This is a genomic window from Pseudomonas alcaligenes (genome assembly GCF_014490745.1).
Taxonomy (GTDB): domain Bacteria; phylum Pseudomonadota; class Gammaproteobacteria; order Pseudomonadales; family Pseudomonadaceae; genus Aquipseudomonas; species Aquipseudomonas alcaligenes_C.
This window is the reverse complement of sequence record NZ_LZEU01000001.1, coordinates 3,512,570-3,524,815: the sequence shown is the minus strand read 5'-3', so window position 1 is coordinate 3,524,815 and position 12,246 is coordinate 3,512,570. Positions and strand designations below refer to the sequence as shown.

The following is a 12,246-nucleotide window of genomic DNA, read 5'->3' as shown; positions in this document are numbered from 1 at the left end:
CAGGCGAAAGTCGACGGCGCCGCTGGTCGATTGAGCGGCCAGCCCCGTGTCGAATTGAAGAGAATGCGCCCAGCGCCCGCGTGCGGGTGGCGAGGCCGGCTTCATGGGCGCTGTTGCGACGGCTGCGGCCCTCGCCGAATGCGTGCCGAACGGCCCGACGAATTCAAGACTGATTAGAGAAGCGAACCACGATCATGATGCGCAGCCACTATTGCGGCCAGTTGAACGAGACCCTGGACGGCCAGGAAATCACTCTTTGCGGTTGGGTTCATCGTCGCCGTGACCACGGCGGGGTGATCTTCCTCGACATCCGTGATCGTGAAGGTCTGGCCCAGGTGGTGTTCGATCCGGATCGTGCCGAAACCTTCGCCAAGGCCGACCGCGTGCGCAGCGAATACGTGGTCAAGATCACCGGCAAGGTGCGCCTGCGTCCCGAGGGTGCGCGCAACGCCAACATGGCGTCCGGCGCCATCGAAGTGCTGGGCTACGAGCTGGAAGTGCTCAACGAGGCGGAAACCCCGCCGTTCCCGCTCAACGAATACACCGACGTCGGCGAGGAGACCCGCCTGCGCTACCGTTTCATCGACCTGCGTCGTCCGGAGATGGCCGAGAAGCTCAAGCTGCGTTCGCGCATCACCTCGAGCATCCGTCGCTACCTCGATGACAACGGCTTCCTCGACGTCGAAACCCCGATCCTCACCCGCGCCACTCCGGAAGGCGCGCGCGACTACCTGGTGCCGAGCCGCACCCACGCCGGCAGCTTCTTCGCCCTGCCGCAGTCGCCGCAGCTGTTCAAGCAGCTGCTGATGGTGGCTGGCTTCGACCGCTACTACCAGATCGCCAAGTGCTTCCGCGACGAAGACCTGCGTGCCGACCGCCAGCCGGAATTCACCCAGATCGACATCGAGACCAGCTTCCTCGACGAAAGCGACATCATGGGCATCACCGAGACCATGATCCGCAATCTGTTCAAAGAAGTGCTGGATCTGGAATTCGGCGAGCTGCCGCACATGACCCTGGCCGAAGCCATGCGTCGCTTCGGTTCCGACAAGCCTGACCTGCGCATTCCGCTGGAGCTGGTGGACGTCGCCGATCAGCTGAAAGAAGTCGAGTTCAAGGTGTTCTCCGGCCCGGCCAACGATCCGAAAGGCCGCGTTGCCGCCCTGCGCGTGCCGGGCGCTGCCGCCATGCCGCGCAGCCAGATCGACGACTACACCAAGTTCGTTGGCAACTACGGCGCCAAAGGCCTGGCCTACATCAAGGTCAACGAGCGCGCCAAGGGCGTCGAAGGCCTGCAGTCGCCGATCGTCAAGTTCATCCCGGAAGACAACCTCAAGGTCATCCTCGATCGCGTCGGCGCCGTCGATGGCGACATCGTGTTCTTTGGTGCTGACCGCGCCAAGGTGGTCTGCGATGCCCTGGGCGCGCTGCGCATCAAGGTCGGCCACGATCTGAACCTGCTCACCTGCGAGTGGGCGCCGCTGTGGGTCGTCGACTTCCCGATGTTCGAAGAGAACGACGATGGCAGCCTGACCGCCATGCACCACCCGTTCACCGCGCCCAAGTGCACCCCGGAAGAGCTGGAGGCCAACCCGGCCGCAGCCCTGTCGCGCGCCTATGACATGGTGCTCAACGGTACCGAGCTGGGTGGCGGTTCGATCCGTATCCACGACAAGGCCATGCAGCAGACCGTGTTCCGTGTGCTCGGCATCAGCGAAGACGAACAGCAGGAGAAGTTCGGCTTCCTCCTCGACGCCCTGAAGTTCGGTGCGCCGCCCCATGGTGGCCTGGCCTTCGGCCTGGATCGCCTAGTGATGCTGATGACCGGCGCCAGCTCGATCCGCGAAGTGATTGCCTTCCCGAAAACCCAGAGCGCGGCCTGTGTCATGACCCAGGCGCCGGGTATCGTGGATAACAAGGCGCTGCGCGAGCTGCACATTCGCCTGCGCGAGCAAGCCAAGGCCGAATAAGCCGAACCGACAGGAGCCTGGATTTGCCAGGCTCCTTCGTTATGGGCTGTCAATAAAGTTGAAATGCAACAACCGGAGTGAGTTATGGCTGGTCATTCCAAGTGGGCCAACATCAAGCACCGCAAGGGGCGTCAGGACGCCAAGCGCGGCAAGATCTTCACCAAGCTGATTCGTGAGCTGACCGTGGCCGCCAAGCATGGCGGTGGCGTGCCGGCGGACAACCCGCGCCTGCGTCTGGCAGTGGACAAGGCGCTGACCGCCAACATGTCGCGTGACGTGATCGACCGCGCCATCGCCCGTGGCGCCGGCAACACCGAAGCCGACAACATGATCGAGCTGAGCTACGAGGGCTACGCGCCGAGTGGCGTGGCGATCATCATCGAAGCCATGACCGACAACCGCAACCGCACCGCAGCTGACGTGCGTCATGCCTTCACCAAGTGCGGCGGCAACCTCGGTACCGACGGTTCGGTGGCCTACATGTTCGAGCGCAAGGGGCAGATCAGCTTCGCTCCCGGCGTCAGCGAAGATGCCCTGATGGAGGCGGCGCTGGAGGCCGGTGCCGACGATGTGGAAATGGGCGAGGATGGCTCCGCGCTGGTTTCCACCAGTTTCGCCGAGTTCCTCGGGGTCAACGAGGCGCTGGTAGCGGCCGGTTTCAAGGGTGAAGAGGCGGAAATCGCCATGATCCCGTCGGTCAGTGCGCCGGTGACCGACCTGGAAACCGCCAAGAAGGTGCTCAAGCTGATCGACATGCTGGAAGACCTGGACGACGTGCAGAACGTCTACCACAACGCCGAAATTCCCGACGAGATCATGGAGCAGCTGGACTGATCCCGCTCGTGCAATCCGGGCCGGAAGCCGCCTTGGGCGCTTCCGGCTTTTTTATATGGGCGCCCGGGATGACGACGCCAGTTGCTGCCCCGTATACTGCGGCCTGGATAAATAGACAGTGTGGCGCGCGCCTTGGCCGTGCCGCGGATGGCAGAGCATGACGCTGATCCTTGGTATCGACCCCGGCTCGCGCATCACCGGTTACGGCGTGGTGCGCGACACCGGTCGCGGCTGCGAATATGTCGCCTCGGGCTGCATTCGCACCGGCAGCGGCCCCTTGCCCGAGCGCCTGCAGATCGTTTTCCGCGGCGTGCGCGAAGTGATCCAGACCCACGGGCCGGTGACCATGGGCATCGAGCAGGTGTTCATGGCAAAGAATGCCGACTCGGCGCTCAAGCTCGGCCAGGCCCGCGGTGCGGCGATAGTCGCCGGGGTGGAGGAGGGGCTGGATATCGCCGAGTACACTGCCACCCAGGTCAAGCAGGCGATTGCCGGTACCGGCGGGGCGGACAAACAGCAGGTGCAGCTGATGGTCATGCACCTGCTCAAGCTGGTGCAAAAGCCGCAGATCGATGCCTCCGATGCCCTGGCCATTGCCCTGTGCCACGCCCATCATCGGCAAAGCCTGATTCCCCATGGCCTGGTCGGCGCCAAGCGGCGCGGCGGCCGCCTGCGTTTGTAACCTAAGGAAGTGAATTCGTGATCGGACGCCTGAAAGGCACCCTGGCGGAAAAGCAGCCGCCGCATTTGATCGTGGACGTGAATGGCGTCGGCTATGAGCTGGAAGTGCCGATGACCACCCTCTATCGCCTGCCGGCGCTGGGCGAGCCGGTAACCCTGCACACCCACCTGGTGGTGCGCGAGGATGCCCATCTGCTCTATGGCTTTGCCGAGAAGCGCGAGCGCGAGCTGTTCCGCGAGCTGATCCGCCTCAATGGCGTCGGCCCCAAGCTGGCCCTGGCACTGATGTCCGGGCTGGAAGTGGACGAGCTGGTGCGTTGCGTGCAGGCGGGCGATACCTCGACTCTGGTAAAAGTGCCGGGGGTCGGCAAGAAAACCGCCGAGCGCCTGCTGGTCGAGCTGAAAGACCGCTTCAAGGCCTGGGAAAGCATGCCGTCCATCGCCACCCTGGTGGTGGAACCCCGTGCCGGCGTGGCAGTCTCAAGCGCCGAGAGCGACGCCGTGAGTGCGCTGATCTCACTCGGCTTCAAGCCGCAGGAAGCCAGCAAGGCCGTGGCAGCCGTGCAGGAAGATGGCCTCTCCAGCGAGGAGCTTATTCGTCGTGCCCTTAAAGGAATGGTTTAACCCGTGATCGAAGCCGACCGTCTGATAACCGCCAGCAGCCGTGAGCGCGACGAGCAGGTCGATCGCGCCATCCGTCCGCTCAAACTGGCCGAGTACATTGGCCAGCCTGGTGTGCGCGAACAGATGGAGCTGTTCATCCAGGCCGCTCGCGGCCGCCAGGAAGCACTCGACCACACCCTGATCTTCGGCCCGCCCGGCCTGGGCAAGACCACCCTGGCCAATATCCTCGCCCAGGAAATGGGCGTGGCGATCAAGAGCACCTCCGGCCCGGTGCTGGAGCGCCCGGGCGACCTGGCGGCGTTGCTGACCAACCTGGAGCCGGGCGACGTACTGTTTGTCGACGAGATCCATCGCCTGTCGCCGATCGTCGAGGAAGTGCTCTATCCGGCCATGGAGGACTTTCAGCTCGACATCATGATCGGCGAGGGCCCGGCCGCGCGTTCGATCAAGCTCGACCTGCCGCCGTTCACCCTGGTCGGCGCGACAACCCGTGCCGGCATGCTGACCAACCCGCTGCGCGACCGCTTCGGTATCGTCCAGCGCCTGGAGTTCTACTCGACCGCCGACCTGGCCACCATCGTCAGTCGCTCGGCCGGCATTCTCGGTCTGCCGATCGAGGCGGAGGGGGCATTCGAGATCGCCCGCCGCGCCCGCGGTACGCCGCGTATCGCCAACCGCCTGCTGCGCCGCGTGCGCGACTTCGCCGAAGTGCGCGGCACCGGCGAGATCACCCGCTCGATTGCCGACCAGGCGCTCAATCTGCTGGATGTCGACGAGCGTGGCTTCGACCACCAGGATCGACGTCTACTGCTGACCCTGATCGACAAGTTCGACGGCGGGCCGGTGGGCATCGACAGCCTGGCTGCCGCCATCAGCGAGGAGCGGCACACCATCGAGGATGTGCTGGAGCCTTATCTGATTCAGCAGGGTTACATCATGCGTACCCCGCGGGGGCGGGTGGTGACGCGCCACGCCTATCTGCATTTCGGCCTCAATGTGCCGAAACGCCTGGGTGAAGCACCCACCGCCGACCTCTTCGCAGGAAGCGACGAATAGTTGAAAAACAAGGGCTTGGCCGATTGGCAAGGCCGGGAGTAAGCACTAGAGTATGCGCGCGCAAAACGAGGCCCAGCCTTTTGCCCTGAAAAGCCGGGTGTATTACGAAGACACCGACGCCGGCGGCATTGTCTACTACGTCAATTACCTCAAGTTCATGGAGCGGGCGCGTACCGAGCGCCTGCGCTCGCTGGGTTTTGCCCAGTCGCAGCTGGCCGGGGAGAACCTGCTGTTCGTCGTGCATTCGGCCGAGGCGCGTTACCATGCGCCCGCACGGCTGGATGACGAGATTTTTATCACTGCCGAAGTGATCGAGTTAAACCGTGCCAGCCTGCGCTTTCGTCAACAGGTGCGGCGGGCAACGGATGAGGCACTGCTCTGTGAGGGGCAGTTCGTGGTGGCCTGTGTGCGCGCCGACAGTTTGAAACCCCGTGCCATTCCCGAAGCGCTGCGCGCAGCCTTCGCCCGTGATGCGGGTCTACCCCCTGCAGGAGAGTAAGCGTGGAACCAGCCAACGCCGTTGACCATATGTCGATGTGGAGTCTGATCAGCAACGCCAGTTTCGTGGTGCAGCTGGTGATGCTCGCCCTGGTGGCCGCCTCGGTCACCTCGTGGATCATGATTTTCCAGCGCAGCACCATGCTGCGTGCCGCCAAGAAGTCCCTGGAGGTCTTCGAGGAGCGCTTCTGGTCTGGTATCGATCTGTCCAAACTGTATCGTCAGGCCGGCAGCAACCCGGATCCGGACTGCGGCGTCGAGCAGATCTTCCGCGCTGGCTTCAAGGAATTCTCCCGTCTGCGCCAGCAACCCGGCGTCGATCCGGATGCGGTGATGGACGGTGTGGCGCGTGCCATGCGCGTGGCCATCTCGCGTGAGGAAGAGAAGCTGGAAACCAGCCTGCCATTCCTCGCCACCGTCGGCTCCACCAGCCCCTATGTCGGCCTGTTCGGTACCGTATGGGGCATCATGAACTCCTTCCGCGGCCTGGCTCAGGTACAGCAGGCTACCCTGGCCACCGTCGCCCCGGGCATTGCCGAAGCGCTGATCGCCACCGCCATCGGCCTGTTCGCGGCAATTCCGGCGGTCATCGCCTACAACCGCTTCTCCGCCGGCGGCGAGCGCCTGATCGGCCGTTACTACACCTTCGCTGACGAGTTCCAGGCGATCCTGCACCGCAAGGTTCACACCTCGGACGAGTGAGACGCAGCCCTATGGCCAGAATTCGCAACAAACGCAAACCGGTCGCCGAGATGAACGTCGTGCCCTACATCGACGTGATGCTGGTGCTGCTGGTGATCTTCATGGTGACCGCCCCGATGCTCAATCAGGGGGTCAAGGTCGACCTGCCCAAGGTTTCCAGCGAAGCCCTGCCGCAGGACAACAACTCCCGCGTACTGACCATCTCGATCAAGGCCGACAAGACCTACTACTGGAACATGGGCGAGGAAGTCGACCCGGATCAGGGCAAGCAGAGCGAGACCGCCACTGCGCTGCCGCAGCTGGTGCAGACGGTCACCGCGATCATGAGCCAGAACGCCAGCCAGGGTAAGAAGGTGCAAGTCTTCGTGCGTGGCGACAAGGCGGTCGACTACGGCTCGGTAATGGCCGTGATGGGTGGCTTGCAGCAGGCCGGCGTGGGTAACGTCGGGCTGATCACTGAGGCACCCTGATGCAGCAGAGCAGCACGCGCTCTTCTTCGGAAAGCTACTTCTGGCCAACGGTCTGGGCAGTCACCCTGCACGCCCTGATGTTTGCCATGCTGTTCGTCAGCTTCCACTTCGCCCCCGAGCTGCCGCCGGCCAAGCCGATCGTGCAGGCGACCCTGTACCAGCTGAAGTCGCAGAGCCAGGCCACTACCCAGACCAATCAGAAGATCGCCGGCGAGGCCAAGAAGACGGCTGCTCGCCAGTACGAGCAGGAGCAGCTCGAGGCCAAGAAGGAAGAGCAGAAGAAGCAGGAAGCGGCGGAACAAAAGCAGGCCGAGGCAGCCAAAGCTGAGGTAGCCAAGAAGCAGGCCGAAGCCGAGGCGAAAAAGGCCGAGGCTGCGGAAAAGGCAGCCGAGCAGAAGAAGCTCGCCGATATCGCCAAGAAAAAGGCCGAGGACGAGAAGAAGAAAGCCGCCGAAGAAGCCAAGAAGAAGGCTGCCGAGGCCGCCAAGAAGAAAGCGGCGGAAGAGGCTAAAAAGAAAGCGGCTGCCGAAGCGGCCAAGAAGAAAACTCAGGAAGCGGCGCGTAAGGCTGTCGATGACAAGAAGGCGGCGGCTCTGGCCGAGCTGCTCTCCGACACGACCGAGCGGCAACAGGCGCTGGCCGATGAGGTTGGCGATCAGGTGACGGGCAATTTCGATGATCTAATTCGCAAGGAAGTGTCTGCTCGCTGGAGTCGTCCGCCGTCTGCTCGAAATGGCATGACCGTAACCGTGCAGGTGAATATGCTGCCCGATGGCACCATTACCAATGCTTCGGTGGTGCGTTCCAGTGGCGATGCTGCTTTTGACAGTTCGGCGGTGACTGCGGTGCGCAACGTGGGACAAATTCCTGAGATGCAGGGGATCAGTTCTGCGGATTTCGCTCCCTACCGCTCGTTCAAAATGACATTTACACCAGAGGATCTGGACCTGTGATCAACATTCTTCGAGGGTTGCTTGTTGTTCTTTGCTGCGCAGCCGGTTTGGCTGTCGCCGATGAAAAGAACATCTCCGTAACCGAAGGGGCCAACAGGGCTATCCCGATTGCCGTTGTTCCCTTTGGCTGGCAGGGCGGTACCGTGCTGCCAGAGGACATGGCCGAGATCATCGGCAATGACCTGCGCAACAGTGGCATGTATGCCCCGATCCCGCGGCAGAACATGATCAGCCTGCCGACCCAGGCCAGCGAGATCATCTACCGCGACTGGCAGGCTCTGGGCGCCCAGTACGTGATGGTCGGCAGCATCGTGCCGAATGGTGGTCGTCTGCAGGTGCAGTACGCCCTGTTCAATGTGGCGAGCCAGCAGCAGGTGGTGGCTGGCAGCGTCGGTGGTACCCCGGATCAGCTGCGCGACATGGCGCACTACGTGGCCGACCAGTCGTTCGAGAAGCTGACCGGCATCAAGGGCGCTTTCTCCACCAAGATGCTGTATGTCACCGCCGAGCGCTTCTCGGTCAACAACACCCGCTACACCCTGCAGCGTTCGGATTACGACGGCGCGCGTGGCGTGACCCTGCTGCAATCGCGTGAGCCGATCTTGTCGCCTCGCTATGCCCCGGACGGTCGTCGCATCGCCTATGTGTCGTTCGAACAGCGTCGCCCGCGCATCTTCGTGCAGCACATCGATACCGGTCGTCGTGAGCAGATCACCAACTTCGAAGGCCTGAATGGCGCGCCGGCGTTCTCGCCGGATGGCAATCGCCTGGCGTTCGTGCTGTCCAAGGATGGCAACCCGGAAATCTACGTGATGGATCTGGGCAGCCGTCAGCTGCGCCGCGTGACCAACCATTACGCCATCGATACCGAGCCGTTCTGGGGGCAGGATGGCCAGACCATCTACTTCACCTCCGACCGTGCCGGCAAACCGCAGATCTACAAGCAGAACATCAACTCGGGTGCGGTGGAGCGGGTTACCTTCACCGGCAACTACAACGCCAACCCGAAACTGTCGGCTGACGAGAAGATGCTGGTGATGATCCATCGCCAGGATGGCTTCACCAACTTCAAGGTGGCAGCCCAGGATCTGGCGCGTGCCGGCTCGGCTCCGCGCATCCTCTCCGAGACCAGCCTGGACGACTCGCCCACTGTTGCGCCAAACGGCACCATGCTAATCTACGCCACCCGCCAGCAGGGCCGCGGAGTACTGATGCTCGTCTCCACCAATGGGCGTTTCAGACTTCCGATTCCCACCGCGCAAGGTGATGTCCGGGAGCCATCCTGGTCGCCCTATCTGAACTGATGCGGTGCCAACACGTTTTGCTTTAAACACACCTAGAAACTATTAGGAGTTACACCATGGAAATGCTGAAATTTGGCAAATTTGCCGCTCTGGGCCTGGCTCTGGCCGTTGCTGTTGGTTGCTCGTCCAAAGGCGGCGACAACTCCGGCGAAAACGCTGTTGACCCGAACGGTGGCTACAACGCCAACGGTAGCGGCGTTGACGGTTCCCTGAGCGAAGAAGCCGCTCTGCGCGCCATCACCACCTTCTACTTCGAATACGACAGCTCCGACCTGAAGCCGGAAGCCATGCGCGCTCTGGACGTACACGCCAAGGATCTGAAAGGCAACGGCGCTCGCGTCGTTCTGGAAGGCCACACCGACGAGCGCGGTACCCGCGAGTACAACATGGCCCTGGGCGAGCGTCGTGCCAAGGCCGTTCAGCGCTACCTGGTTCTGCAGGGCGTTTCCCCGGCTCAGCTGGAACTGGTTTCCTACGGCGAAGAGCGTCCGGTTGCTACCAGCAACGACGAGCAGTCCTGGGCCCAGAACCGTCGCGTCGAACTGCGTAAGTAATTCGTCATGCGTAAGTGCCTTCGTACTCTGACCTCTCTGGCTCTCGTCCTGCCGCTCGCGGCACTGGCCGAGGTTCCCGTGGAGGATGGCAGCGCCGGTTACGGCAGCAGCTATCCGCCCGTGGGTTATGGTACGAACGGCGCCTACGCCGGGGGCGGGGCTGCGGCCCCGACCTCGGCGCAGGGCGAGCTGTTCATGCAGTTGCAGCAGATGCAGGAAGAACTTGCCCAGCTGCGCGGCATGGTTGAAGAACAGCAGAACGAGATCCAACGCCTCAAGCAAGAAAGCCAGGCGCGTTATCAGGATATCGACAGCCGCTTGCAGGCCGGAGGTGCCGCTGGCGCCGCAGCCCCTGCTCAGAATGCTCCAACCGATGGCGCGATCAACGCCAACGATGCTCCCGCTGCCCCGGCCCAACAGGCTCCGGCAGCCAGCAATGAACCGGCCGACCCGGCGAAGGAAAAGCTCTACTACGACGCTGCCTTCGACCTGATCAAGGCCAAGGATTTCCCCAAGGCCAGCCAGGCCTTCACCGCCTTCCTGCGCAAGTACCCGCAGAGCCAGTACGCCGGCAACGCGCAGTACTGGCTGGGTGAGGTCAACCTGGCCAATGGCGACCTGCAGGCGGCCGGCAAGGCCTTCGCCCAGGTGGCTGCCAGTTACCCGAGCCACGCCAAGGTGCCGGACTCGCTGTTCAAGCTGGCCGATGTCGAGCAGCGCCTGGGTAACACCGAGCGCGCCAAGGGCATCCTGCAGCAGCTGATTGCCCAGTATCCGGGCTCTTCGGCGGCCCAGCTGGCTCAGCGCGATCTGCAGCGCATGCCCTGAGCCTGTCGCTGCTGCTCAAGAAGCCCGCGCCCGTCGCGGGCTTTTTTATGGTCGCCTTTCGGGAGTGGATTGCCTTCAGGTCGTCGCATGGCGGGCGTTAGAAATGTCTCCCGCAAATTTTTTCGTTTAAACTCGCCGCCCCGAATCACTCGCAACGGAGGCGGATGGCCTGTTTCGCCGTCACGCCCGGTGCTCATATGCAACAAACCCTGCGCATTACCGAGATTTTCTACTCGCTGCAGGGCGAAGCGCGTACCAGTGGCCTGCCCACGGTATTCGTTCGCCTGACCGGCTGCCCGCTGCGCTGCCAATACTGCGACAGTGCCTATGCCTTTAGTGGCGGCGAGGTCGTCAGCCTGGACGCCATCCTCGAACAGGTGGCTGGCTACAAGCCGCGCCATGTCTGCGTCACCGGCGGCGAGCCGCTGGCCCAGCCCAATTGCATCCCGCTGCTGGAGCGGCTGTGCGATGCCGGCTACCAGGTCTCCCTGGAGACCAGCGGGGCCATGGATATTGCCGCCACCGACCGGCGCGTCAGTCGGGTGGTCGACCTGAAGACCCCGGGCTCGGCCGAAGTGGCGCGCAACCTGTACAGCAACATGTGCGAGCTGACCCGCAACGACCAGGTCAAGTTCGTCATCTGCTCGCGCGATGACTACGACTGGGCCGTGTTCAAGCTGATCGAGTACCGCCTGGACGAACGTGCCGGCGAGGTGCTGTTCTCTCCCAGTCACCAGCAGGTCAACCCTCGCGAGCTGGCCGAGTGGATCATCGCCGACAACCTGCCGGTACGTTTCCAGTTGCAGCTGCACAAGCTCCTGTGGAACGACGCCCCTGGCCACTGATTCGAGATTACCGACATGACTGCAAAAAAAGCCGTGGTGCTGCTCTCCGGCGGCCTCGATTCCGCCACCATCCTGGCTCAGGCCAAGGCTGCGGGGTTTGCCTGCTACAGCATGAGTTTCGATTATGGCCAGCGCCATCGCGCCGAACTGCAGGCCGCCGAGCGAGTGGCGGCCCAGCTGGGAGTGGTCGAGCACAAGGTGATCGGCCTCAACCTCAATGGCATCGGCGGCTCGGCACTGACCGACAGCTCGATCGCCGTGCCCGAGGAGCCGACGCAAGGCATTCCGGTGACCTATGTGCCGGCGCGCAATACCGTGTTCCTCTCCCTGGCCCTGGGCTGGGCCGAAGTGCTCGGTGCTCACGACATCTTCATCGGGGTCAACGCGGTGGACTATTCCGGCTACCCGGACTGCCGCCCGGCCTTCATCGAGGCCTTTGAGCGGGTGGCCAACCTGGCGACCCGTGAAGGCGTGGAAGGGCAGGGTTTCCGCATTCAGGCACCGCTGCAGAACCTGAGCAAGGCGCAGATCGTCGAGATCGGGGTCGGGCATGGGGTGGATTACGCGCTGACCGTGTCCTGCTACCAGGCCGATGACGACGGCCGCGCCTGTGGCAAATGCGATAGCTGCCGCCTGCGCCGGGCGGGCTTTGTGGCGGCCGGGCTGGTCGACCCCACTCGTTATTTCTAAATTTTTTTCGAGGGGTGTTGTTTTTCTGAATTAAATCAGTATTATACGCCCCGCGTTGGGTCGTTAGCTCAGTTGGTAGAGCAGTTGGCTTTTAACCAATTGGTCGTAGGTTCGAATCCTACACGACCCACCAAATCGCAAAAGCCAGTCGCAAGACTGGCTTTTTTTATGCCCGCGAAAAGCCGGCGTCCGGCTCTGGCTGGCCGCTGCCGTTCTGGGGCGGCAAGCCCGGATGGT

At 62.9% G+C, this 12,246-nt stretch carries 14 protein-coding genes and 1 tRNA gene; all 15 read left to right on the top strand.

The window, feature by feature from the left end:
- Positions 1 to 194 precede the first annotated feature (194 nt).
- The 15 genes from aspS to A9179_RS15970 all read left to right on the top strand — a co-directional run bounded on the left by aspS (position 195) and on the right by A9179_RS15970 (position 12,142).
- A complete protein-coding gene (gene aspS / locus A9179_RS16040; RefSeq protein ID WP_187807217.1) occupies positions 195 to 1,970 on the top strand; it encodes an aspartate--tRNA ligase in 1,776 nt (591 codons plus the stop codon).
- Between the two features lie 84 nt (positions 1,971 to 2,054).
- Entirely contained in the window at positions 2,055 to 2,804 is a 750-nt protein-coding gene (locus tag A9179_RS16035; protein ID WP_187807216.1) for a YebC/PmpR family DNA-binding transcriptional regulator, read from the top strand.
- A 157-nt stretch (positions 2,805 to 2,961) separates the two neighbouring features.
- Positions 2,962 to 3,486, top strand: a complete 525-nt coding sequence (gene ruvC / locus A9179_RS16030; RefSeq protein ID WP_187807215.1) for a crossover junction endodeoxyribonuclease RuvC — start codon at positions 2,962 to 2,964, stop codon at positions 3,484 to 3,486.
- A 17-nt stretch (positions 3,487 to 3,503) separates the two neighbouring features.
- Positions 3,504 to 4,109 carry a Holliday junction branch migration protein RuvA gene (gene ruvA / locus A9179_RS16025; RefSeq protein WP_187807214.1) on the top strand — a complete coding sequence of 202 codons (606 nt, stop codon included), beginning with the start codon at positions 3,504 to 3,506 and terminating at the stop codon, positions 4,107 to 4,109.
- A gap of 3 nt (positions 4,110 to 4,112) precedes the next feature.
- Positions 4,113 to 5,165 (top strand): Holliday junction branch migration DNA helicase RuvB, encoded by a 1,053-nt coding sequence (gene ruvB, locus A9179_RS16020; protein ID WP_187807213.1) that lies wholly within the window; start codon positions 4,113 to 4,115, stop codon positions 5,163 to 5,165.
- Positions 5,166 to 5,217: 52 nt separating this feature from the next.
- Positions 5,218 to 5,664, top strand: a complete 447-nt coding sequence (ybgC, locus tag A9179_RS16015) for a tol-pal system-associated acyl-CoA thioesterase (RefSeq protein WP_187807212.1) — start codon at positions 5,218 to 5,220, stop codon at positions 5,662 to 5,664.
- Positions 5,665 to 5,666: 2 nt separating this feature from the next.
- Positions 5,667 to 6,365, top strand: coding sequence for a protein TolQ (tolQ, locus tag A9179_RS16010; protein WP_187807211.1), 699 nt, complete (start codon positions 5,667 to 5,669; stop codon positions 6,363 to 6,365).
- A gap of 11 nt (positions 6,366 to 6,376) precedes the next feature.
- Positions 6,377 to 6,835: a protein TolR gene (tolR, locus tag A9179_RS16005; RefSeq protein WP_187807210.1), complete on the top strand. Its 459-nt coding sequence runs from the start codon at positions 6,377 to 6,379 to the stop codon at positions 6,833 to 6,835.
- Entirely contained in the window at positions 6,835 to 7,788 is a 954-nt protein-coding gene (gene tolA, locus A9179_RS16000; RefSeq protein WP_187807209.1) for a cell envelope integrity protein TolA, read from the top strand. The genes tolR and tolA overlap by 1 nt, the downstream gene beginning before the upstream one ends.
- Positions 7,785 to 9,092 (top strand): Tol-Pal system beta propeller repeat protein TolB, encoded by a 1,308-nt coding sequence (gene tolB, locus A9179_RS15995; RefSeq protein ID WP_187807208.1) that lies wholly within the window; start codon positions 7,785 to 7,787, stop codon positions 9,090 to 9,092. Before tolA ends, tolB begins: the two co-directional genes overlap by 4 nt.
- 56 nt (positions 9,093 to 9,148) lie before the next feature.
- Positions 9,149 to 9,646 (top strand): peptidoglycan-associated lipoprotein Pal, encoded by a 498-nt coding sequence (gene pal, locus A9179_RS15990; protein ID WP_187807207.1) that lies wholly within the window; start codon positions 9,149 to 9,151, stop codon positions 9,644 to 9,646.
- Positions 9,647 to 9,652: 6 nt separating this feature from the next.
- Positions 9,653 to 10,474, top strand: coding sequence for a tol-pal system protein YbgF (gene ybgF, locus A9179_RS15985; RefSeq protein ID WP_187807206.1), 822 nt, complete (start codon positions 9,653 to 9,655; stop codon positions 10,472 to 10,474).
- Between the two features lie 197 nt (positions 10,475 to 10,671).
- Positions 10,672 to 11,319, top strand: coding sequence for a 7-carboxy-7-deazaguanine synthase QueE (gene queE, locus A9179_RS15980; RefSeq protein ID WP_187807205.1), 648 nt, complete (start codon positions 10,672 to 10,674; stop codon positions 11,317 to 11,319).
- Between the two features lie 15 nt (positions 11,320 to 11,334).
- On the top strand, positions 11,335 to 12,009 hold the full coding sequence (gene queC, locus A9179_RS15975) for a 7-cyano-7-deazaguanine synthase QueC (protein WP_187807204.1): 675 nt from the start codon (positions 11,335 to 11,337) through the stop codon (positions 12,007 to 12,009).
- A 57-nt stretch (positions 12,010 to 12,066) separates the two neighbouring features.
- Positions 12,067 to 12,142: transfer RNA gene (locus A9179_RS15970), tRNA-Lys, on the top strand.
- Positions 12,143 to 12,246 lie beyond the last annotated feature (104 nt).

Coding starts and splice junctions, on each gene's coding strand:
- aspS (WP_187807217.1), top strand. CDS start 195: ATGATGCGCAGCCACTATTGCGGCCAGTTGAACGAGACCCTGGACGGC.
- A9179_RS16035 (WP_187807216.1), top strand. CDS start 2,055: ATGGCTGGTCATTCCAAGTGGGCCAACATCAAGCACCGCAAGGGGCGT.
- ruvC (WP_187807215.1), top strand. CDS start 2,962: ATGACGCTGATCCTTGGTATCGACCCCGGCTCGCGCATCACCGGTTAC.
- ybgC (WP_187807212.1), top strand. CDS start 5,218: ATGCGCGCGCAAAACGAGGCCCAGCCTTTTGCCCTGAAAAGCCGGGTG.
- tolR (WP_187807210.1), top strand. CDS start 6,377: ATGGCCAGAATTCGCAACAAACGCAAACCGGTCGCCGAGATGAACGTC.
- tolA (WP_187807209.1), top strand. CDS start 6,835: ATGCAGCAGAGCAGCACGCGCTCTTCTTCGGAAAGCTACTTCTGGCCA.
- pal (WP_187807207.1), top strand. CDS start 9,149: ATGGAAATGCTGAAATTTGGCAAATTTGCCGCTCTGGGCCTGGCTCTG.
- ybgF (WP_187807206.1), top strand. CDS start 9,653: ATGCGTAAGTGCCTTCGTACTCTGACCTCTCTGGCTCTCGTCCTGCCG.
- queE (WP_187807205.1), top strand. CDS start 10,672: ATGCAACAAACCCTGCGCATTACCGAGATTTTCTACTCGCTGCAGGGC.
- queC (WP_187807204.1), top strand. CDS start 11,335: ATGACTGCAAAAAAAGCCGTGGTGCTGCTCTCCGGCGGCCTCGATTCC.